19 protein-coding genes and 1 riboswitch are annotated in these 22,140 nt (G+C 55.2%); of the genes, 9 read left to right on the forward strand and 10 right to left on the reverse strand.

Annotated features, from left to right (window positions below; genetic code table 11):
* The first annotated feature begins 290 nt into the window (after positions 1-290).
* The 8 genes from secE (at position 291) to rpoC (ending at position 12,380) form a co-directional block, all read left to right on the forward strand.
* Positions 291-674, forward strand: coding sequence for a preprotein translocase subunit SecE (secE, locus tag ACSVHP_RS21620; protein WP_003862342.1), 384 nt, complete (start codon positions 291-293; stop codon positions 672-674).
* 1 nt (position 675) lies between these two features.
* Positions 676-1,221, forward strand: a complete 546-nt coding sequence (gene nusG, locus ACSVHP_RS21625) for a transcription termination/antitermination protein NusG (RefSeq protein ID WP_003862341.1) — start codon at positions 676-678, stop codon at positions 1,219-1,221.
* Between the two features lie 156 nt (positions 1,222-1,377).
* Positions 1,378-1,806, forward strand: a complete 429-nt coding sequence (gene rplK, locus ACSVHP_RS21630; protein WP_008503452.1) for a 50S ribosomal protein L11 — start codon at positions 1,378-1,380, stop codon at positions 1,804-1,806.
* 3 nt (positions 1,807-1,809) lie between these two features.
* Complete coding sequence (rplA, locus tag ACSVHP_RS21635) at positions 1,810-2,514, forward strand: 50S ribosomal protein L1 (protein WP_234671456.1); 705 nt, start codon at positions 1,810-1,812, stop codon at positions 2,512-2,514.
* A 288-nt stretch (positions 2,515-2,802) separates the two neighbouring features.
* Positions 2,803-3,300, forward strand: a complete 498-nt coding sequence (gene rplJ / locus ACSVHP_RS21640) for a 50S ribosomal protein L10 (RefSeq protein WP_001207203.1) — start codon at positions 2,803-2,805, stop codon at positions 3,298-3,300.
* A gap of 66 nt (positions 3,301-3,366) precedes the next feature.
* Positions 3,367-3,732, forward strand: coding sequence for a 50S ribosomal protein L7/L12 (rplL, locus tag ACSVHP_RS21645; RefSeq protein ID WP_006176746.1), 366 nt, complete (start codon positions 3,367-3,369; stop codon positions 3,730-3,732).
* A 319-nt stretch (positions 3,733-4,051) separates the two neighbouring features.
* Positions 4,052-8,080 carry a DNA-directed RNA polymerase subunit beta gene (gene rpoB, locus ACSVHP_RS21650; RefSeq protein WP_234671459.1) on the forward strand — a complete coding sequence of 1,343 codons (4,029 nt, stop codon included), beginning with the start codon at positions 4,052-4,054 and terminating at the stop codon, positions 8,078-8,080.
* Positions 8,081-8,156: 76 nt separating this feature from the next.
* Entirely contained in the window at positions 8,157-12,380 is a 4,224-nt protein-coding gene (gene rpoC / locus ACSVHP_RS21655; protein ID WP_234671461.1) for a DNA-directed RNA polymerase subunit beta', read from the forward strand.
* An 82-nt stretch (positions 12,381-12,462) separates the two neighbouring features.
* On the opposite strand, the gene ACSVHP_RS21660 is transcribed toward rpoC, so the two are convergent.
* From ACSVHP_RS21660 to rsd, 10 genes are all read right to left on the reverse strand, one after another.
* Positions 12,463-12,780, reverse strand: coding sequence for a PTS lactose/cellobiose transporter subunit IIA (locus ACSVHP_RS21660; RefSeq protein ID WP_234671463.1), 318 nt, complete (start codon positions 12,778-12,780; stop codon positions 12,463-12,465).
* A gap of 3 nt (positions 12,781-12,783) precedes the next feature.
* Positions 12,784-13,089 (reverse strand): PTS sugar transporter subunit IIB, encoded by a 306-nt coding sequence (locus ACSVHP_RS21665; protein WP_417314783.1) that lies wholly within the window; start codon positions 13,087-13,089, stop codon positions 12,784-12,786.
* Positions 13,090-13,270: 181 nt separating this feature from the next.
* Positions 13,271-14,812: a sensor domain-containing diguanylate cyclase gene (locus tag ACSVHP_RS21670; protein ID WP_447552918.1), complete on the reverse strand. Its 1,542-nt coding sequence runs from the start codon at positions 14,810-14,812 to the stop codon at positions 13,271-13,273.
* Positions 14,813-15,128: 316 nt separating this feature from the next.
* Complete coding sequence (gene thiH / locus ACSVHP_RS21675; RefSeq protein ID WP_447552919.1) at positions 15,129-16,262, reverse strand: 2-iminoacetate synthase ThiH; 1,134 nt, start codon at positions 16,260-16,262, stop codon at positions 15,129-15,131.
* On the reverse strand, positions 16,262-17,029 hold the full coding sequence (gene thiG / locus ACSVHP_RS21680) for a thiazole synthase (protein WP_447552920.1): 768 nt from the start codon (positions 17,027-17,029) through the stop codon (positions 16,262-16,264). Before thiG ends, thiH begins: the two co-directional genes overlap by 1 nt.
* A gap of 1 nt (position 17,030) precedes the next feature.
* Positions 17,031-17,231, reverse strand: a complete 201-nt coding sequence (gene thiS, locus ACSVHP_RS21685) for a sulfur carrier protein ThiS (RefSeq protein WP_447552921.1) — start codon at positions 17,229-17,231, stop codon at positions 17,031-17,033.
* Positions 17,215-17,970, reverse strand: a complete 756-nt coding sequence (gene thiF, locus ACSVHP_RS21690; RefSeq protein ID WP_447552922.1) for a thiazole biosynthesis adenylyltransferase ThiF — start codon at positions 17,968-17,970, stop codon at positions 17,215-17,217. The genes thiS and thiF overlap by 17 nt, the downstream gene beginning before the upstream one ends.
* On the reverse strand, positions 17,957-18,598 hold the full coding sequence (gene thiE / locus ACSVHP_RS21695; protein WP_447552923.1) for a thiamine phosphate synthase: 642 nt from the start codon (positions 18,596-18,598) through the stop codon (positions 17,957-17,959). Before thiE ends, thiF begins: the two co-directional genes overlap by 14 nt.
* Positions 18,598-20,493, reverse strand: a complete 1,896-nt coding sequence (gene thiC, locus ACSVHP_RS21700) for a phosphomethylpyrimidine synthase ThiC (RefSeq protein ID WP_447552924.1) — start codon at positions 20,491-20,493, stop codon at positions 18,598-18,600. The genes thiE and thiC overlap by 1 nt, the downstream gene beginning before the upstream one ends.
* 78 nt (positions 20,494-20,571) lie before the next feature.
* A riboswitch (TPP riboswitch) is annotated at positions 20,572-20,684 on the reverse strand.
* 54 nt (positions 20,685-20,738) lie between these two features.
* Positions 20,739-21,236, reverse strand: coding sequence for a sigma D regulator (gene rsd / locus ACSVHP_RS21705; RefSeq protein ID WP_234671501.1), 498 nt, complete (start codon positions 21,234-21,236; stop codon positions 20,739-20,741).
* A gap of 95 nt (positions 21,237-21,331) precedes the next feature.
* On the opposite strand from rsd, the gene nudC reads away from it, so the two are divergent.
* On the forward strand, positions 21,332-22,105 hold the full coding sequence (gene nudC / locus ACSVHP_RS21710; RefSeq protein WP_447552925.1) for an NAD(+) diphosphatase: 774 nt from the start codon (positions 21,332-21,334) through the stop codon (positions 22,103-22,105).
* Positions 22,106-22,140: the final 35 nt, after the last annotated feature.

Raw genomic sequence — 22,140 nt, forward strand, 5'->3', positions numbered from 1 at the left:
TCGCAATCCGTGAAGGCGGCCGTACCGTTGGCGCGGGCGTTGTTGCTAAAGTTCTCGGCTAATTGCTGATAATATTTGACGCAATGCGCATGAAAAGGGCATCATTTGATGCCCTTTTTGCACGCTTTCACATCAGAACCTGGCTCATCAGTGATTATTTTTGTCATAATCATTGCTGAGACAGGCTCTGCTGAGAGCGTATAATCCGAAAAGCGAATACGCATTTCGATTGGTTTGCCTCGCGATCGCGGGGTGAAAATGTTTGTAGAATACTTCTGACAGGTTGGTTTATGAGTGCGAATACCGAAGCTCAAGGGAGCGGGCGCGGCCTGGAAGCGATGAAATGGGTAGTTGTAGCCGTGCTGCTTATCGTAGCGATCGTTGGCAACTATCTTTATCGTGACATGATGCTGCCGCTACGCGCGCTTGCAGTGGTAATTCTGATTGCTGCAGCGGGTGGTGTCGCGCTGTTGACGACGAAAGGCAAAGCGACCGTCGCATTTGCCCGTGAAGCGCGTACCGAAGTCCGCAAAGTAATTTGGCCGACTCGCCAGGAAACATTGCACACCACGCTGATCGTAGCGGCGGTAACCGCTGTAATGTCACTGATCCTGTGGGGACTGGATGGTATTCTGGTTCGCCTGGTATCCTTTATCACTGGCCTGAGGTTCTAAGATGTCTGAAGCCCCTAAAAAGCGCTGGTACGTCGTTCAGGCGTTTTCCGGTTTTGAAGGCCGCGTAGCAACGTCGCTGCGTGAGCACATCAAATTACACAACATGGAAGAGTTGTTTGGCGAAGTTATGGTTCCGACCGAAGAAGTGGTCGAGATCCGTGGCGGCCAGCGTCGCAAGAGCGAGCGCAAATTCTTCCCGGGTTACGTACTGGTTCAAATGGTTATGAACGACGCGAGCTGGCACCTGGTGCGCAGCGTACCGCGTGTGATGGGCTTTATCGGCGGCACGTCTGACCGTCCGGCGCCAATCAGCGACAAAGAAGTTGATGCGATTATGAACCGCCTGCAACAGGTTGGTGATAAGCCGCGTCCTAAAACGCTGTTTGAACCGGGTGAAATGGTGCGTGTTAATGACGGTCCGTTCGCTGACTTTAATGGCGTGGTTGAAGAAGTGGACTACGAGAAGTCCCGCCTGAAAGTTTCCGTATCTATCTTCGGTCGTGCGACTCCGGTAGAACTGGACTTCGCGCAGGTCGAAAAAGCCTAAACAGCGATCAAAAAAGCGGCGATTTAGTCGTTGCACAGGGCGCGAGATTGGAATACAATTTCGCGCCTTTTGTTTTTATGGGTCTCGGCCCGTAAAACGAATTTTATTCACGGGGAGCCTCACTGAGGCGTTATCACCCAATCAGAGGATTTTAGAATGGCTAAGAAAGTACAAGCCTACGTCAAGCTGCAAGTTGCAGCTGGTATGGCGAACCCAAGTCCACCAGTTGGTCCAGCTCTGGGTCAGCAGGGTGTGAACATCATGGAATTCTGTAAAGCGTTCAACGCAAAAACTGAATCCCTGGAAAAAGGTCTGCCAATCCCAGTTGTAATCACTGTTTACGCTGACCGTTCTTTCACTTTCGTTACCAAAACCCCTCCAGCAGCAGTTCTGCTGAAGAAAGCGGCTGGTATCAAGTCTGGTTCCGGTAAACCGAACAAAGACAAAGTGGGTAAAATTTCCCGCGCTCAGTTGCAGGAAATCGCGCAGACCAAAGCTGCCGACATGACCGGTGCTGACATTGAAGCGATGACTCGCTCAATCGAAGGTACTGCACGTTCCATGGGCCTGGTAGTGGAGGACTAAGAAATGGCTAAACTGACCAAGCGCATGTCCGTGATCCGTGACAAAGTTGATGCGACCAAACAGTACGACATCAACGAAGCTATCTCTCTGCTGAAAGAACTGGCTACTGCTAAGTTCGTTGAAAGCGTGGACGTTGCTGTAAACCTCGGTATCGACGCTCGTAAATCCGATCAGAACGTTCGTGGCGCAACTGTACTGCCACACGGTACTGGCCGTTCCGTACGCGTAGCTGTATTTGCTCAGGGTGCAAACGCTGAAGCTGCTAAAGCTGCCGGCGCTGAACTGGTAGGTATGGAAGATCTGGCTGATCAGATCAAAAAAGGCGAAATGAACTTTGACGTTGTTATCGCATCTCCTGATGCAATGCGCGTTGTTGGCCAGCTGGGCCAGGTTCTGGGTCCACGCGGCCTGATGCCAAACCCGAAAGTCGGTACTGTAACCCCTAACGTTGCTGAAGCGGTTAAAAACGCTAAAGCGGGTCAGGTTCGTTATCGTAACGACAAAAACGGCATCATCCACACCACCATCGGTAAAGTGGACTTTGACGCTGACAAACTGAAAGAAAACCTGGAAGCTCTGCTGGTTGCGCTGAAAAAAGCAAAACCAACTCAGGCGAAAGGCGTGTACATCAAGAAAGTTAGCATCTCCACCACCATGGGTGCAGGTGTTGCAGTTGACCAGGCTGGCCTGAGCGCTGCTGCAAACTAATGCCTTTACGTGGGCGGTGATTTTGTCTACAATCTTACCCCCACGTTTGCTAACGAAGTTAGCGGCTAAAAGATTTGTTCGTTGGAGCCTGGCCTATCCAGGCCTCCGTCGAAGACCGCAGGTGTTTCGCAAGAAACTTAATCCCCTGCGTAGACGGTGACAGAACGCTAAGATTATTTTTAATACTCTGGCTTGTTTCTGCTCACCGTATTAAGACGCTCTTTCCGTTGGGGAGAGTGAAGTGAGTTCCGGAACATGAGTTCCGGCAAACATCCAGGAGCAAAGCTAATGGCTTTAAATCTTCAAGACAAACAAGCGATTGTTGCTGAAGTCAGCGAAGTAGCCAAAGGCGCGCTGTCTGCAGTAGTTGCGGATTCCCGTGGCGTTACTGTAGATAAAATGACTGAACTGCGTAAAGCAGGTCGTGAAGCTGGCGTTTACATGCGTGTTGTTCGTAACACCCTGCTGCGCCGCGTAGTTGAAGGTACTCAGTTCGAGTGCCTGAAAGACACGTTTGTTGGTCCAACCTTGATTGCATACTCTATGGAACACCCGGGCGCTGCTGCTCGTCTGTTCAAAGAGTTCGCGAAAGCGAATGCAAAATTTGAGGTTAAAGCTGCAGCCTTTGAAGGTGAGTTGATCCCGGCATCGCAAATCGATCGCCTGGCAACCCTGCCGACCTACGAAGAAGCAATTGCACGCCTGATGGCAACCATGAAAGAAGCTTCGGCTGGCAAACTGGTTCGCACTCTGGCTGCTGTTCGCGATGCGAAAGAAGCTGCTTAATAGCAGTTATCTTTTTAAAGCATTTGCTTACGTATAAACTTATTCTGATTTTCAGGAACAATTTAAATGTCTATCACTAAAGATCAAATCATTGAAGCAGTTGCAGCTATGTCCGTAATGGACGTTGTAGAACTGATCTCTGCAATGGAAGAAAAATTCGGTGTTTCCGCTGCTGCTGCTGTAGCTGTAGCTGCTGGCCCGGCTGAAGCTGCTGAAGAAAAAACTGAATTCGACGTAATTCTGAAAGCTGCTGGCGCTAACAAAGTTGCTGTTATCAAAGCAGTACGTGGCGCAACTGGCCTGGGTCTGAAAGAAGCTAAAGACCTGGTAGAATCTGCTCCAGCTGCGCTGAAAGAAGGCGTGAGCAAAGACGACGCAGAAGCACTGAAAAAATCTCTGGAAGAAGCTGGCGCTGAAGTTGAAGTTAAATAAGCCAACTTTTCTGGTTGCAGCCTAAGTAATTAGGCTGATGGCTGGTGACTTTTTAGTCACCAGCCTTTTTGCGCTGTAAGGCATCAGTAGCATTTCACACTGTTTGACTGCTGGTTGTCCTGACAATGCTTGTTTCTATCGACGACTTAATATATTGCGACAGGGTGCTCGCTCTGTGTAAATCGCGACGAAATGGTTTAAGCGTGATAGCAACAGGCATTGCGGAAAGTGTTCCATTTTCCGATCAACAAAATGGTGTTGCACAAACTGTCCCTTCGTCGGACAGATGGGTCGACTTGTCAGCGAGCTGAGGAACCCTATGGTTTACTCCTATACCGAGAAAAAACGTATTCGTAAGGATTTTGGCAAACGTCCACAAGTTTTGGATGTCCCATATCTCCTTTCTATCCAGCTTGACTCGTTCCAGAAGTTTATCGAGCAAGATCCTGAAGGGCAGTACGGTCTGGAAGCTGCATTCCGCTCCGTGTTCCCGATTCAGAGCTACAGCGGTAACTCCGAGCTGCAATATGTCAGCTATCGCCTTGGCGAACCGGTGTTTGACGTTCAGGAATGTCAGATCCGCGGCGTGACCTATTCCGCACCGCTGCGCGTAAAACTGCGTCTGGTGATCTACGAGCGCGAAGCGCCTGAAGGCACCGTTAAAGACATTAAAGAACAAGAAGTCTACATGGGTGAAATTCCACTCATGACAGACAACGGTACTTTCGTTATCAACGGTACTGAGCGTGTTATCGTTTCCCAGCTGCACCGTAGCCCGGGCGTCTTCTTCGACAGCGATAAAGGTAAAACGCACTCATCCGGTAAAGTACTATATAACGCACGTATCATTCCTTACCGTGGTTCATGGCTGGACTTCGAGTTCGATCCGAAAGACAACCTGTTTGTCCGTATCGACCGTCGTCGTAAACTGCCTGCAACCATTATCCTGCGTGCGCTGCAATACACGACTGAGCAGATTCTGGATCTGTTCTTTGAGAAAGTGGTCTTTGAAATCCGCGACAACAAGCTGCAAATGGAGCTGGTGCCGGAACGTCTGCGTGGTGAGACCGCGTCGTTCGACATCGAAGCCGACGGCAAAGTGTATGTGGAAAAAGGCCGCCGTATCACTGCGCGTCACATCCGTCAGCTGGAAAAAGATGATATCAAACACATCGAAGTCCCGGTTGAATACATTGCAGGAAAAGTATCCGCGAAAGATTACGTTGATGAATCAACTGGCGAGCTGATCTGCCCGGCGAACATGGAGCTGAGCCTGGATCTGCTGGCTAAGCTGAGCCAGTCTGGCCACAAACGTATCGAAACGCTGTTCACCAACGATCTGGACCACGGTCCGTACATCTCTGAGACTGTACGCGTCGACCCGACGACCGATCGCCTGAGCGCTCTGGTAGAAATCTACCGCATGATGCGCCCTGGTGAGCCGCCAACTCGCGAAGCAGCTGAAAGCCTGTTCGAGAACCTGTTCTTCTCTGAAGACCGCTACGATCTGTCTGCGGTTGGTCGTATGAAGTTCAACCGTTCTCTGCTGCGCGACGAAATCGAAGGTTCCGGTATCCTGAGCAAAGAAGACATCATCGAAGTGATGAAGAAGCTCATTGATATCCGTAACGGCAAAGGCGAAGTGGATGATATCGACCACCTCGGCAACCGTCGTATCCGTTCCGTAGGCGAAATGGCGGAAAACCAGTTCCGCGTTGGCCTGGTACGTGTTGAGCGTGCGGTGAAAGAGCGTCTGTCTCTGGGCGATCTGGATACCCTGATGCCTCAGGATATGATCAACGCCAAGCCGATTTCAGCAGCAGTGAAAGAGTTCTTCGGTTCCAGCCAGCTGTCTCAGTTTATGGACCAGAACAACCCGCTGTCTGAGATTACGCACAAACGTCGTATCTCTGCGCTCGGCCCAGGCGGTCTGACTCGTGAACGTGCAGGCTTTGAAGTTCGAGACGTACACCCGACTCACTACGGTCGCGTGTGTCCAATCGAAACGCCTGAAGGTCCAAACATCGGTCTGATCAACTCCCTGTCCGTGTACGCACAGACTAACGAATACGGCTTCCTTGAGACTCCGTATCGTAAAGTGACTGACGGTGTTGTAACCGACGAAATTCACTACCTGTCTGCTATCGAAGAAGGCAACTACGTTATCGCTCAGGCGAACTCCAACCTGGATGACGAAGGCCACTTTGTAGAAGATCTGGTTACCTGCCGTAGCAAAGGCGAATCCAGCTTGTTCAGCCGTGACCAGGTTGACTACATGGACGTTTCCACCCAGCAGGTGGTTTCCGTCGGTGCGTCCCTGATCCCGTTCCTGGAACACGATGACGCCAACCGTGCATTGATGGGTGCGAACATGCAACGTCAGGCCGTTCCAACTCTGCGCGCTGATAAGCCGCTGGTTGGTACCGGTATGGAACGTGCTGTTGCCGTTGACTCCGGTGTAACTGCGGTTGCTAAACGTGGCGGTACTGTTCAGTACGTGGATGCTTCCCGTATCGTTATCAAAGTTAACGAAGACGAGATGTACCCAGGTGAAGCAGGTATCGACATCTATAACCTGACCAAGTACACCCGTTCTAACCAGAACACCTGTATCAACCAGATGCCATGCGTGTCTCTGGGTGAGCCAATCGAGCGCGGCGACGTGCTGGCTGATGGCCCGTCTACCGACCTTGGTGAACTGGCGCTCGGTCAGAACATGCGCGTAGCGTTCATGCCGTGGAACGGTTACAACTTCGAAGACTCCATCCTCGTTTCCGAGCGTGTTGTTCAGGAAGACCGTTTCACCACGATCCACATTCAGGAACTGGCATGTGTGTCCCGTGACACCAAGCTGGGGCCAGAAGAGATCACCGCTGACATCCCTAACGTGGGTGAAGCTGCGCTCTCCAAACTGGATGAATCCGGTATCGTTTACATCGGTGCGGAAGTGACCGGTGGCGACATTCTGGTTGGTAAGGTAACGCCGAAAGGTGAAACCCAGCTGACGCCAGAAGAGAAGCTGCTGCGTGCTATCTTCGGTGAGAAAGCGTCTGACGTTAAAGACTCTTCTCTGCGCGTACCAAACGGTGTTTCCGGTACGGTTATCGACGTTCAGGTCTTCACCCGTGACGGCGTTGAGAAAGATAAACGTGCGCTGGAAATCGAAGAGATGCAGCTCAAACAGGCTAAGAAAGACCTGTCTGAAGAACTGCAAATCCTCGAAGCGGGTCTGTTCAGCCGTATTTATGCGGTGCTGGTTGCCGGTGGCGTTGAAGCTGAGAAGCTCGACAAACTGCCACGCGATCGCTGGCTGGAACTGGGTCTGACCGACGAAGAGAAACAAAATCAGCTGGAACAGCTGGCTGAGCAGTATGACGAACTGAAACACGAATTCGAGAAAAAACTCGAAGCGAAGCGCCGTAAAATCACTCAGGGCGACGATCTGGCACCAGGCGTGCTGAAGATTGTTAAGGTTTATCTGGCCGTTAAACGTCAGATCCAGCCTGGTGATAAGATGGCAGGTCGTCACGGTAACAAGGGTGTTATCTCCAAGATCAACCCGATCGAAGATATGCCACACGATGCTAACGGTACGCCGGTAGATATCGTACTGAACCCGCTGGGCGTACCATCGCGTATGAACATCGGTCAGATCCTTGAAACCCACCTGGGTATGGCTGCAAAAGGCATCGGCGAGAAAATCAACGCCATGCTGAAACAGCAGCAGGAAGTCGCGAAACTGCGCGAGTTCATCCAGCGTGCTTACGATCTGGGCACCGACGTTCGTCAGAAAGTTGACCTGAACACCTTCAGCGATGATGAAGTTCTGCGTCTGGCTGAGAACCTGCGTAAAGGTATGCCTATCGCAACGCCAGTATTTGACGGTGCGAAAGAGTCTGAAATCAAGGAACTGTTACAGCTGGGTGGCCTGCCGACTTCCGGTCAGATCACACTGTTCGACGGTCGTACCGGTGAGCAGTTCGAGCGCCAGGTTACCGTTGGCTACATGTACATGCTGAAACTGAACCACCTGGTCGATGACAAAATGCACGCGCGTTCTACCGGTTCTTACAGCCTGGTTACTCAGCAGCCGCTGGGTGGTAAGGCTCAGTTCGGTGGTCAGCGCTTCGGTGAGATGGAAGTGTGGGCGCTTGAAGCATACGGCGCAGCATACACCCTTCAGGAAATGCTTACCGTTAAGTCTGATGACGTGAATGGCCGTACGAAGATGTATAAAAACATCGTCGACGGTAACCATCAGATGGAACCAGGTATGCCGGAATCCTTCAACGTACTGTTGAAAGAGATCCGTTCTCTGGGTATCAACATCGAGCTGGAAGACGAGTAACTCTCGCTCAAACAGGTCACTGGTGTCGGGGTAATACCCGACACCAGATTGTGCTAACTCCGACGGGAGCAAATCCGTGAAAGACTTATTAAAGTTTCTGAAAGCGCAAACTAAAACCGAAGAGTTTGATGCGATCAAAATTGCTCTGGCTTCGCCAGACATGATCCGTTCATGGTCTTTCGGTGAAGTTAAAAAGCCGGAAACCATCAACTACCGTACGTTCAAACCTGAGCGTGACGGCCTTTTCTGTGCGCGTATTTTCGGGCCAGTAAAAGACTACGAGTGCCTGTGCGGTAAGTACAAGCGCCTGAAGCACCGTGGTGTGATCTGTGAGAAGTGCGGCGTTGAAGTGACCCAGACTAAAGTGCGTCGTGAGCGCATGGGCCACATCGAGCTGGCCTCTCCGACCGCTCACATCTGGTTCCTGAAATCTCTGCCGTCCCGTATCGGCCTGCTGCTGGATATGCCGCTGCGCGATATCGAACGTGTTCTGTACTTCGAATCTTATGTTGTGATCGAAGGCGGTATGACGAACCTGGAACGTAACCAGATTCTGACCGAAGAACAGTATCTGGACGCGCTGGAAGAGTTCGGTGACGAATTCGACGCGAAGATGGGTGCGGAAGCTATCCAGGCCCTGCTGAAGAGCATGGATCTGGAGCAAGAGTGCGAGCAGCTGCGTGAAGAGCTGAACGAAACCAACTCCGAAACCAAGCGTAAAAAGCTGACCAAGCGTATCAAACTGCTGGAAGCGTTCGTTCAGTCTGGTAACAAACCAGAGTGGATGATCCTGACCGTTCTGCCGGTTCTGCCGCCAGATCTGCGTCCGCTGGTTCCGCTGGATGGTGGTCGTTTCGCAACGTCCGATCTGAACGATCTGTATCGTCGCGTAATCAACCGTAACAACCGTCTGAAGCGCCTGCTGGATCTGGCTGCGCCAGATATCATCGTACGTAACGAAAAACGTATGTTGCAGGAAGCGGTTGATGCCCTGCTGGATAACGGCCGTCGCGGTCGTGCGATCACCGGTTCTAACAAACGTCCTCTGAAATCTTTGGCCGATATGATCAAAGGTAAGCAGGGTCGTTTCCGTCAGAACCTGCTCGGTAAGCGTGTTGACTACTCCGGTCGTTCTGTAATCACCGTAGGTCCATACCTGCGTCTGCATCAGTGCGGTCTGCCGAAGAAAATGGCACTGGAGCTGTTCAAACCGTTCATCTACGGCAAGCTGGAACTGCGTGGCCTCGCCACCACCATCAAAGCCGCTAAGAAAATGGTTGAGCGTGAAGAAGCTGTCGTTTGGGATATCCTGGACGAAGTGATCCGCGAACACCCGGTACTGCTGAACCGTGCACCAACACTGCACCGTCTGGGTATCCAGGCATTTGAGCCAGTACTGATCGAAGGTAAAGCTATCCAGCTGCACCCGCTGGTTTGTGCGGCCTATAACGCCGACTTCGATGGTGACCAGATGGCTGTTCACGTACCGCTGACGCTGGAAGCCCAGCTCGAAGCGCGTGCGCTGATGATGTCTACCAACAACATCCTGTCCCCAGCGAACGGTGAACCAATCATCGTTCCTTCTCAGGACGTTGTATTGGGTCTGTACTACATGACCCGTGACTGTGTTAACGCCAAAGGCGAAGGCATGGTGCTGACTGGCCCTAAAGAAGCTGAGCGTATTTACCGCGCTGGCCTGGCCTCTCTGCATGCGCGCGTTAAAGTGCGTATCACCGAATACGAAAAAGATGAAAACGGCGAATTCGTTGCGAAAACCAGCCTGAAAGACACGACCGTTGGCCGTGCGATTCTGTGGATGATCGTTCCGAAAGGTCTGCCTTTCTCCATCGTCAACCAGGCGCTGGGCAAGAAAGCGATCTCCAAAATGCTGAACACCTGTTACCGCATTCTGGGTCTGAAGCCGACCGTTATCTTCGCTGACCAGACAATGTACACCGGCTTTGCTTATGCAGCGCGTTCAGGTGCATCTGTTGGTATTGATGACATGGTCATCCCAGAGAAGAAACACGAGATCATCTCTGAAGCGGAAGCTGAAGTTGCTGAGATCCAGGAGCAGTTCCAGTCTGGTCTGGTAACCGCGGGCGAACGCTATAACAAAGTTATCGATATCTGGGCAGCGGCGAACGATCGTGTATCCAAAGCGATGATGGATAACCTGCAAACCGAAACCGTGATTAACCGTGACGGCGTAGAAGAGCAGCAGGTTTCCTTCAACAGCATCTACATGATGGCCGACTCCGGTGCGCGTGGTTCCGCAGCACAGATTCGTCAGCTGGCAGGTATGCGTGGTCTGATGGCGAAGCCAGATGGCTCCATCATCGAAACGCCAATCACCGCGAACTTCCGTGAAGGTCTGAACGTACTCCAGTACTTCATCTCTACTCACGGTGCGCGTAAAGGTCTGGCGGATACCGCACTGAAAACAGCGAACTCCGGTTATCTGACGCGTCGTCTGGTTGACGTTGCGCAGGATCTGGTTGTTACCGAAGACGATTGTGGCACCCTCGAAGGTATCACCATGACCCCGGTTATCGAGGGTGGTGATGTTAAAGAGCCACTGCGCGATCGCGTACTGGGTCGTGTGACCGCGGAAGACATTCTGAAGCCGGGTACCGCAGACATTCTGGTTCCACGCAACACGCTGCTGCACGAGCACTGGTGTGACCTGCTGGAAGAGAACTCTGTTGACTCCGTGAAGGTGCGTTCCGTTGTATCTTGTGACACCGATTTCGGTGTGTGTGCTCACTGCTATGGTCGTGACCTGGCGCGTGGCCACATCATCAACAAAGGTGAAGCAATCGGCGTTATCGCGGCACAGTCAATCGGTGAGCCGGGTACACAGCTGACGATGCGTACGTTCCACATCGGTGGTGCGGCATCTCGTGCGGCTGCTGAATCCAGCATCCAGGTGAAAAACAAAGGTAGCATCAAGCTCAGCAACGCGAAGTCTGTTGTTAACTCCGCTGGCAAGCTGGTTGTGACCTCACGTAACACCGAGCTGAAACTGATCGACGAATTCGGTCGTACCAAAGAGAGCTATAAAGTGCCTTACGGTGCGGTTATGGCGAAAGGTGATGGCGAGCAGGTTGCCGGCGGTGAAACCGTTGCAAACTGGGATCCACACACCATGCCGGTCATCACCGAAGTAAGTGGTTTCATCCGCTTCACTGACATGATCGACGGCCAGACCATTACTCGTCAGACCGACGAGCTGACCGGTCTGTCTTCTCTGGTGGTTCTGGATTCTGCTGAACGTACTGCCGGTGGTAAAGATCTGCGTCCTGCACTGAAAATCGTTGATGCTCAGGGTAACGACGTTCTGATCCCAGGTACCGACATGCCTGCGCAGTACTTCCTGCCGGGTAAAGCGATTGTACAGCTGGAAGATGGCGTACAGATCGGTGCGGGTGATGCTCTGGCGCGTATTCCACAGGAATCCAGCGGTACCAAAGATATTACCGGTGGTCTGCCGCGCGTTGCGGACCTGTTCGAAGCACGTCGTCCGAAAGAGCCTGCGATCCTGGCAGAAATCAGCGGTATCATTTCCTTCGGTAAAGAAACCAAAGGTAAACGCCGTCTGGTTATTACTCCAGTAGATGGTAGCGAGCCGTACGAAGAGATGATTCCTAAGTGGCGTCAGCTCAACGTGTTCGAAGGTGAACGTGTAGAACGTGGTGACGTTGTTTCCGATGGTCCAGAAGCACCGCACGACATTCTGCGTCTTCGTGGCGTACACGCGGTAACGCGTTACATCACCAACGAAGTACAGGACGTTTACCGTCTGCAAGGCGTTAAGATTAACGATAAGCACATCGAAGTTATCGTTCGTCAGATGCTGCGTAAAGCAACCATCGAAAACGCGGGCAGCTCCGACTTCCTGGAAGGCGAGCAGGTTGAATACTCACGCGTCAAGATCGCGAACCGCGAGCTGGAAGCGAACGGCAAAGTCAGTGCGACCTACGCACGTGACCTGCTGGGTATCACCAAAGCCTCTCTGGCAACCGAGTCCTTCATCTCCGCAGCATCGTTCCAGGAGACCACGCGTGTCCTGACCGAAGCAGCTGTAGCGGGTAAACGTGATGAACTGCGCGGTCTGAAAGAGAACGTTATCGTGGGTCGTCTGATCCCGGCTGGTACGGGTTATGCGTACCACCAGGATCGTATGCGTCGTCGCGCAGCAGGCGAACTGCCAGCTGCACCGCAGGTGACTGCGGAAGATGCATCGGCGAGCCTGGCAGAACTGCTGAACGCAGGTCTGGGCGGTTCCGACAACGAGTAATCGTTGATGCAGCCAAATAAAAAACCCGCTTCGGCGGGTTTTTTTTTGCCGGGTATCCGGCTTACGATCGCAAAAACCGTTATTAGTTAATCAACGGCAACCGGCGATAAAGCTCAATCATATCGCCCGCCAAATCCTGGATAACCATCGCGTTCATCAGGTGATCCTGAGAGTGGACGGTGATTAGATTCACCGGCAGCTTTCCGGTGCCTTCATCAAAACCGATCAGCTGCGTCTGGATAGTGTGAGCATGCTTAACGTATTCGCGCGACTCTTCCATCGCTTTTTCGGCTTCGTCAAAATCGCCTTTGCGCGCCATCTGCAATGCGGTAAGGGCTGCACTGCGCGCCGCACCCGCGTTGACCAGCAGCTCCATAATCGTCGTTTCTAAATCGTCCACGGATCACTCCAGCAGTTTGAGGGCTTTATCCAGTACGGCATCGCCTTTCATCATGCCGTAATCCATCATATCGATCACCGCGACCTTCTTGCCCAGTGGTTCAGCCTGCGCCTGAAGTTTTGCCAGTTCGTATTTCACCTGTGGCCCCAGTAATACGATGTCGGCGCTGGCAATATTGTCTTTAAATTCCGCGACCGGGACGGCTTTGATCGTGACTTCCACCCCTTTTTTTTGCGCGGCATCTTTCATTCGTTGAACCAGCATGCTGGTCGACATTCCCGCTGCACAGCATAAAACAATGTTCTTCATAGTCAGCCTCGATGTACATGTGTTTATTGATAATTATCCCGTGCAGTCGGCTTCAACAACCGGTTTACCGCGATTGTGTGTCTGGCATCACAAAGAAATCAGCAATTTTCTGAAACCGGTTACAATTTTGTGGCAGAACAGAATATGCCCGTCGAAACGGGCATTAAAAAAGGAAAGGGGATTAGTTTGCGGAGGTGAGCAGGATGCGGTTTTTGCCCTGCTGTTTGGCTTTATAGAGCGCGCCATCGACGCTGGCAACGAACTTATCCAGCGGCTCAAAATGCCATTCGCCAAGCCCGGCGCTAAAGGTGACGTGCAGATTATCTTCCCGCCAGACGCGGTTTTGCACGGCGAGTCGCCAGCTTTCCAGCAGCTCAAGAGAGGAGTCGAACATCTCCGTGGTGAAGATCACGGCGAACTCTTCGCCCCCATAGCGATAAACCGACACGTTTTGCGGCTGCATCACCTGCAAGCCTTCCCGCGCGACGCTGCGCAGAACGATGTCGCCGCTCAAATGACCCCAGGTGTCATTGATGGATTTGAAGTTATCAATATCCACCAGCGCCAGCATAAACGGCTGATGGTTTTCGAGAAGGGCAGCCACGTCGCTGTCAAAGGCGCGGCGGTTTTTACAGCCGGTGAGCGCATCGTGCGTGGCCTGGCGAACATAGGCCTCCTCACGCTCTTTATTGCTCTGGATGGTATGGCTGAGCATTGCTTCAAGGCGCGGCGCCTGACTGACATCCCCGGTTTTTATTGCGTTGATGATGTTCATCAGCACGGTACGGGAGGCATGACGCAGGTACAGACCAAACAGAACGATAATCAGCGCGGCCAGCGCAAATCCCCACCCAACAATCGTGGTCTCATGGCGGGTAGTCTCGCTGAGCGTCGCGTTCGATACGCGGTAAATCACGAACCAGTCCGGGTTGGTGAAGGAGTAGTAGTAATACCAGGTCTTCGTTTTCTTGTCGTAAATATGCCCCTCGCCGCTGGTCATTTTGTCCATCAGCGCTTCGCTCACGTACTGCTTAAACAGCGCGCCGGTATCCGGGTGTAACACCACGGCACCGTCGCGCTCGACGACAAAAAATTCGCCCTGAACGGGGGCCACCATCTGACGCAGGGTATAGCCCATCGAGGTCAGGTCCAGGTGAAACGCGAGCGAGCCTTTGAGCCGTCCTTCCGGGGAAATAACCGGCTTATAGACCGTCACCGTCGGATGCTCGGTGAAATAGTCCAGATAGGGATGGGTATAGTGGCTGAAGGTGCTGGCTTCGGCCTGCCCGACAAACCACGGGCGCGTACGGGCATCGTAGCCCTTACTTTTCTCCGTCAGGCGCACTTCCGGCGCGCGCAGGTAGTGCCCCTCGGTGTCGGCCAGCGAAATAGAGGAGACCGACGGCATCAGGTTTTGCAGATGCATTAACACCTGCAACCCCTCTTCGGGATTGGCAACAACCGTCTGATCCAGCCGGTTATTGCGCGCGAAGAAGGTCGCCGCGCGCCCCAGAATGTAGTCGTTCTCCCGCAGGATAGATTCGGTATAGTTCACCGCCAGGTTATGGGTGAAGTTTCCGTTAATCTTATGATAATCATCGAGAAAATCATTCCGCTGAGTCAGCATGATAAACGCAGCGATCAGGCCAAAGCTGAATAATATCCCTGCGAAGCTAACCATGATTGGCCTGGTGAACGAGAGTTTTTTGGTATGAAGTGCCATGAGTCTTGCATCTGTCCAGATGAGGTAAAACGTGAGTGCAACTGATCTCCCTTCAGCATAGTCGTTGCCGCCATGCTGATGACGAATTATACAAAATCTTGTCCCCGGCGAGATGATTTCGCTTAAGAAAAATTGATTAATTCAAATTTTCTTAAGTGTGGGCAGGGGGCAGGGCGAAACGAGGAAGAAGCTTTTCGCCCTGGTCAGCGTCCGTTGCTGACGAAGCAAGAATAAAAAAACCGGGCGCTGCACGGCAATCACCCGGTTTTGAACTTACGAGGCGGCTCGTAGAGTTTCTTTGTGATTACATCCCCTTTCAGCGCGGCTGCGAGGCTCTTCCCAGCCAGCTGTCCCAGTCTTTCCACACCGGCTGCAACCCCTGCGCCGCCAGCGCGTCGGCAACGGCTTCCGGGCGTCGGTCGTCATGCGGGGCAAATTGCTCCAGCTCAGGATGGTTATCGGCGTAACCGCCCGGCTGCGTTTTGGAAAAGGCGCTTACGTTGTTAATGGCAAGGGGGATCACGCGGTCGCGAAACGCTGGCGATTCCCGCGTGGAGAGCGACAGTTCCACCTCCGGCGCGAGCAGGCGAAACGCGCAGATAGTCTGCACCAGCTGGCGTTCATCCATCAGCGACGCAGGCTCAATGCCCCCGGCACAGGGGCGCAGGCGCGGGAACGAGACCGAGTAGCGGCTTTGCCAGTAGTGCTGCTGTAGCCAGAGCAGGTGCTCCGCCACCATATAGCAATCCACCCGCCAGCTGTCGGACAGCCCGCTCAGCGCCCCCAGACCGATTTTGTCGATCCCCGCGCGCCCGAGCCGGTCCGGCGTTTCCAGCCTGAAAAAGAAATCCTGCTTTTTGCCCTTCAGGTGATGCCGGGCGTACATCGCCTCGTGATAGGTTTCCTGATAGACCATCACCCCGTCCAGCCCCAGCGTCTTCAGCTCCCCGTATTCGTCCTGAGACAGCGGCTGCACCTCCATCTGTAGCGACGCAAATTCCCGCCGTATCGCCGGGAGATGCTGGCGAAAATAGTCCATCCCCACCTTTCCCTGATGCTCGCCGGTCACCAGCAGCAGATGCTCAAACCCCATCTCGCGGATGGCTGCACACTCGCGCGCAATCTCATATGTATCGAGCGTTTTGCGCTTAATGCGGTTGCTCATGGAAAAGCCGCAGTAGGTGCAGTCGTTGGCGCACAGGTTGGAAAGATAAAGCGGCACGTAGAAGCTCACCGTGTTGCCAAAACGCTGGCGGGTGAGCCGCTGCGCCCGCTGGGCCATTGGCTCCAGATACGCGCTGGCCGCCGGAGAGAGCAGGGCCATCAGGTCGTCGCGGGACGGGTGACGGGCCGCTAACGCCCGCTCCACGTCCGCCGGTGTTTTGCCGTTGATGCGCAGGCGAATATCGTCCCAGTCGAGCTGCCGCCAGCGGTCGGTAAAGGTGGTCATCAGAAGGCCTCCAGAAAACCGGTCAGCGGGCTGGTGGCCTGCGCCTGCGCGCTGCGCGTGCCGGGACCGGACTCCCGCGCCAGCAGCCCCGCCTCAACCGCCAGGCGAAACGCGCGCGCCATCGTCACCGGATCGTCAGCCACCGCAATGGCGGTGTTCACCAGCACCGCGTCGGCCCCCATCTCCAGCGCCTGCGCGGCGTGGCTCGGCACGCCAATCCCCGCGTCAACCACTACCGGCACCGTCGCCTGTTCGATGACGATCTCCAGCATCGCCCGGGTTTCCAGCCCCTGGTTGGAGCCAATCGGCGCGCCCAGCGGCATCACCGCCGCGCAGCCGACCTCTTCCAGCCGCTTGCACAGCACCGGATCCGCGCCGCAGTAGGGCAGGACCGTAAAGCCCTGTTTAACGAGCGCTTCCGCCGCTTTCAGGGTTTCAATCGGATCGGGCAGCAGCCAGCGGGCGTCCGGGTGGATCTCCAGCTTCAGCCAGTGCGTGCCCAGCGCTTCTCGCGCCAGCTGCGCGGCAAAAATGGCCTCTTCCGCCGTTTTGGCGCCGGACGTGTTCGGCAGAAGCGTCACCCCCGCCGCCAGCAGCGGCGCGAGGATCGCATCGCCGTGGTTGCGCAGGTCAACGCGCTTCATCGCCAGCGTCACCAGCTGGCTGCCGCTCTCGCGGATGGCGTCTACCATCAGCTGCGGTGAGGCGAATTTTCCGGTGCCGGTAAAGAGGTGTGACTCAAAGGTTTTGTCGGCAATACGTAACATCTCAACCCCCTGCGATAACCTGAAAAAGCAGGATGCTGTCGCCTTCGCTCACCTGCTGATGTTCCCACCGCTCGCGCGGCAGGATCTGTTGATTTAGCGCCAGCGCGGTGCCCGGCTTAAGCTGGCGCAGCCTGTCGAGCAGCCCCGCCACGGTGAGATCGTCGTCGCACGTCATCGGCTCATCGTTAAAGAGAATGCGCATGGTGGCCTCCGCATACCGGACAGTGGCTGGCCCGGTGCAGGGCCAGGTGCCGCCAGCCGCCGGAGCGGGCGTCGAACAGGCGCAGCGTGTTGCGCTCCGTGTCCATGCCGCAGAGCAGCTTGATGGCTTCCAGCGCCTGAAGCGTTCCCATCACGCCCACCACCGGGCCAAGAATGCCCGCCGTGCGGCAGTTGCGCTCCGGCTCGGCATCGTCTGGCCACAGGCAGCGGTAACATCCCTGCGCCCACGGCGGCGTCAGCACCATGAGCTGCCCGCCAAAACCCACCGCGCTGGCGCTCACCAGCGGGATATTCTGCGCCACGCAGGCGGCGTTAATGGCCTGCCGCGTAGCCATGTTGTCGGTGCAGTCCAGAACCACATCCGCACGCGCCACTTCGCGACGCAGGTTTTCGCCGTGGAGGCGCTCCTGAAGGGCAATCAGCTCGATATCCGGGTTCAGCTGGTTCAGCCGCTGCCGGGTGATCTGCGCCTTCGGCTGGTTAACATCGTCCGTGGTAAAGAGGATCTGGCGTTGCAGGTTGCTGAGGTGAACTTCGTCGTCGTCCGCCAGCACCAGCGTGCCCACGCCTGCACCCGCCAGATACAGCGCGGCCGGTGCGCCTAAGCCCCCCAGACCGACAATCAGCACCCGGCTGGCGAGCAGCGTTTGCTGCCCGTCGATGGCGATATCCTCCAGCAGGATCTGGCGGCTGTAGCGCATAAAGTCACGATCGTTCATCACCCGCTCCTGCCAGCGTTAACAGCTGCGCGGTGGCTGCCTGCCAGTCAGCGGCCTGCGTGATGGCGCTGACCACGGCGATACTTCCCACGCCGGTTTCCAGCACCGCCGGGGCGCGTTCAAGGCTAATCCCGCCGATGGCGACGGTCGGGTAATCGGCCAGACGCTCGATATGGCGAGCAAGCTGCGCCAGCCCCTGCGGCGCCGACGGCATCTGCTTGGTCTGCGTCGGGAAGACGTGGCCGAGGGCGATATAGGACGGACGCGCGGCGAGGGCGATATCAATTTCCATGTCATCGTGCGTTGACACGCCGAGCCGCAGCCCCGCCTCGCGAATGGCGCTCAGATCGGTGGTCTCCAGATCTTCCTGACCCAGATGCACGCCGTAAGCGCGGTGCTTAATCGCCAGCCGCCAGTAGTCGTTGATAAACAGCCGGGCGCTGTACTGCCGCCCCAGCACAACGGCGGCGACCACGTCGGCCTCTACCTCGTCATCGCGCTTATCCTTGATGCGCAGCTGAAGGGTGCGAACGCCGGCCTGTAGCAGACGCTCAATCCACATCACGCTGTCCACCACCGGGTAAAGGCCGAGCCGGAAGGGAACCGTTGGGAAATCGGGCTGGTACATTATGCCTCCTCTTTTTTGAGGTAGATCTCGCCGCCTTTCGCGCGGAAGTTCTTGGACATCTCCGCCATTCCCACCTCGATGGCCTGGGCGGCAGCGTAGTCGCGCACCTCCTGGCTGATTTTCATCGAGCAGAATTTTGGCCCGCACATGGAGCAGAAGTGCGCCACTTTGCCGGACTCCTGCGGCAGAGTTTCGTCGTGATAAGCGCGGGCGGTGAACGGGTCGAGGGCCAGGTTGAACTGATCTTCCCAGCGGAATTCAAAGCGTGCCTTCGACATGGCGTTATCGCGGATTTGCGCCCCCGGATGGCCCTTCGCCAGATCCGCCGCGTGGGCGGCGATTTTGTAGGTGATCAGCCCCTGCTTCACGTCCTCTTTGTTCGGCAGGCCGAGGTGCTCTTTCGGCGTCACGTAGCAGAGCATCGCGCAGCCAAACCAGCCAATCATCGCCGCGCCAATCCCGGAGGTGAAGTGGTCGTAGCCCGGCGCGATATCGGTGGTCAGCGGCCCCAGGGTGTAGAACGGCGCTTCGTGGCAGTGCTCCAGCTCTTCGGTCATGTTGCGGCGGATCATCTGCATCGGTACGTGTCCCGGGCCTTCAATCATCACCTGCACGTCATACTCCCAGGCAATTTTGGTCAGCTCGCCCAGGGTATGCAGCTCGGCAAACTGCGCTTCGTCGTTGGCGTCCTGAATCGAGCCGGGGCGCAGGCCGTCGCCCAGCGACAGCGAGACATCGTGGGCCGCGCAGATTTCGCAAATCTCGCGGAAATGTTCGTAGAGGAAGTTTTCCTGATGATGGGACAGGCACCATTTCGCCATGATCGAACCGCCGCGCGAGACAATCCCGGTCAGGCGTTTGGCGGTCATCGGCACGTAGCGCAGCAGCACGCCCGCGTGGATGGTGAAGTAATCCACCCCCTGTTCGGCCTGCTCCAGCAGCGTATCGCGGAAGGCCTCCCAGGTGAGGTTTTCTGCTATGCCGTTCACTTTTTCCAGCGCCTGATAAATCGGGACGGTGCCGATCGGAACCGGGCTGTTACGCAAAATCCACTCGCGGGTTTCGTGGATGTAACGCCCGGTGGAGAGATCCATCACCGTGTCCGCGCCCCAGCGGGTTGACCACACCAGCTTTTCCACCTCCTCTTCGATAGACGACGTCACGGCAGAGTTACCGATGTTGGCGTTCACCTTCACGAGGAAGTTGCGGCCAATAATCATCGGCTCGGATTCCGGGTGGTTGATATTGGCGGGAATAATGGCGCGCCCGGCGGCCACTTCGTCACGCACAAACTCCGGGGTGATATTTTCCGGCAGGCGCGCGCCAAAGCCCTCGCCCGGATGCTGGTGGCGCAGCACCTCGCTGCGGATGCGCTCGCGGCCCATGTTCTCGCGGATGGCGATGAACTCCATCTCTGGGGTCACGATCCCCTGACGGGCGTAGTGCAGCTGGGTCACGCGTTTGCCCGCTCTGGCGCGTTTTGGCGTCAGCAGGCCGGTAAAACGCAGTTCGTCCAGACCGTCGTCAGCAAGGCGTTCCTTGGTATACGCGGAGCTTTGCTCGTTTAGCGCCTCGCTATCGGCGCGGGCGTCAATCCACGGCTGGCGCAGCTTTGCCAGCCCCTGCTGCACGTTAATCGCCACCTCAGGGTCGCCGTAGGGGCCGGAGGTGTCGTACACCGGGATTGCTTCGTTCTCTTCAAACTGCGGGTGCTCTTTGCTGCCGCTGATAAGGGTAGGGCTTAGCTGGATCTCACGCATCGGCACGCGAATATCCGCCTGGGAGCCGGTAATGTAGATCCGTTTTGAGTTGGGGAAAGCGGTGCCTTCCAGAGTGTCGATGAAGCGTTGTGCGTTTGCGCGCTGTTCGCGGCGGGTCAGTTTTGTGGCAGACATAGCTCATTCCAAAAGTGAAGGACGTGGCTTGTCAGACGACGGATGAAGCAAGAGGAGATCGCCCGGAGGCGATACAACAGCAGATAGACTCTTGTTCCCTTCGCAGGTATTAGCCTGATCAGGTTCCGCGGATCCCGAATTAACGGTCTCAGCCTGCGTTTTGGCAACGCTAGGCACTCCGACAAGAAAAATCCCCCTCCGAAGAGGGGCGAATGTTTGTAAACTACTCGTTAACGACTCAGAACTCAAGCGGGTGGCGCGACGTTCTCTTCGTTGCCGAGCTTCAGATTGTTATCCAGCGCCAGGCAAATAAGCTTATCCTCCAGCGTGAAGCGCTCTTCCAGCGCCTCGCCCAGATCGGACAGCGCCTGCTGGAACTCAAGATAGTTATCGTGATCGATAGCGTTCTCAAGCGTGGAGTCGTAGTAATCCATAATCTGCTGGGTATTGTCCTCCAGCTGCGGATAAAGCCTCGACGCGGTTAATGCGAGACCTGTGCCTTCCATTTCGCGGATAATGCGCTCATAAATATTGAAATGGCCGTCGGACAGGTAGTCGACCAGGCTCTGACAAAAATCATCCAGCGCTTTTTCGTTCAGACGCATGTAGGATTCTTTGCCAGGCTTAATACCGACCAGATTGTAATAAGCAACGAGCAGATGCTTGCGCACATGTAGCCAGCGATCCACCAGTGTGTTACTTCCTCCAACGCGCTCTGTAAGGCTTTCTAGCTGGTTTAACATGTTCGACTCCACAAGGTTTAGAATTAACTCTGCGTACCCAAAATGTAATCACAATGCTAACAACATGTCAGTGAAGCGAAGGTAGTGCAATAGATATGGATCGTATTATTGAAAAATCAGATCGCGGCTGGTGGTTAGTCTGCCACGAACAAAAATTATGGCTTCCTGCGGGCGAAATCCCGTTTGGCGCGGCGGACACGTTCGATCTGGTGGGGCAACCTGCGCTCAGGATCGGCGAGTGGCAGGGCGAGTCGGTATGGCTGGTTCAGCAGGCGCGCCGTCAGGATATGGGATCCGTTCGCCAGGTGCTCGATCTGGATGTCGGGCTGTTTCAGCTTGCCGGTCGCGGCGTGCAGCTCGCGGAGTTCTACCGCTCGCACAAATACTGCGGCTACTGCGGCCACACCATGCACCCGAGCAAAACCGAGTGGGCGATGCTGTGCAGCCACTGCCGCGAACGCTACTACCCGCAAATTGCCCCGTGCATCATTGTCGCCATTCGTCGTGATGATTCCATTTTGCTGGCGCAGCACACCCGCCATCGCAACGGCGTGCATACCGTGCTGGCTGGGTTCGTCGAAGTGGGCGAAACGCTGGAGCAGGCGGTCGCGCGCGAAGTGATGGAAGAGAGCGGCATCAAGGTGAAAAACCTGCGCTACGTCACCTCTCAGCCGTGGCCCTTCCCGCAGTCGCTAATGACCGCCTTTATGGCTGAATACGACAGCGGCGAGATCGTCATCGACCAGAAAGAGCTGCTGTCGGCGGACTGGTATCGCTACGACGATTTACCCCTGTTACCGCCGCCGGGCACCGTGGCGCGTCGCTTAATTGAAGATACTGTGGCAATGTGTCGGGCCGAGTATGAGTAATGTTACACTGGAGCCATGACGCTTAAGGAACTGCA

The sequence above is a fragment of the Enterobacter sp. 186315 genome, assembly GCF_053290175.1.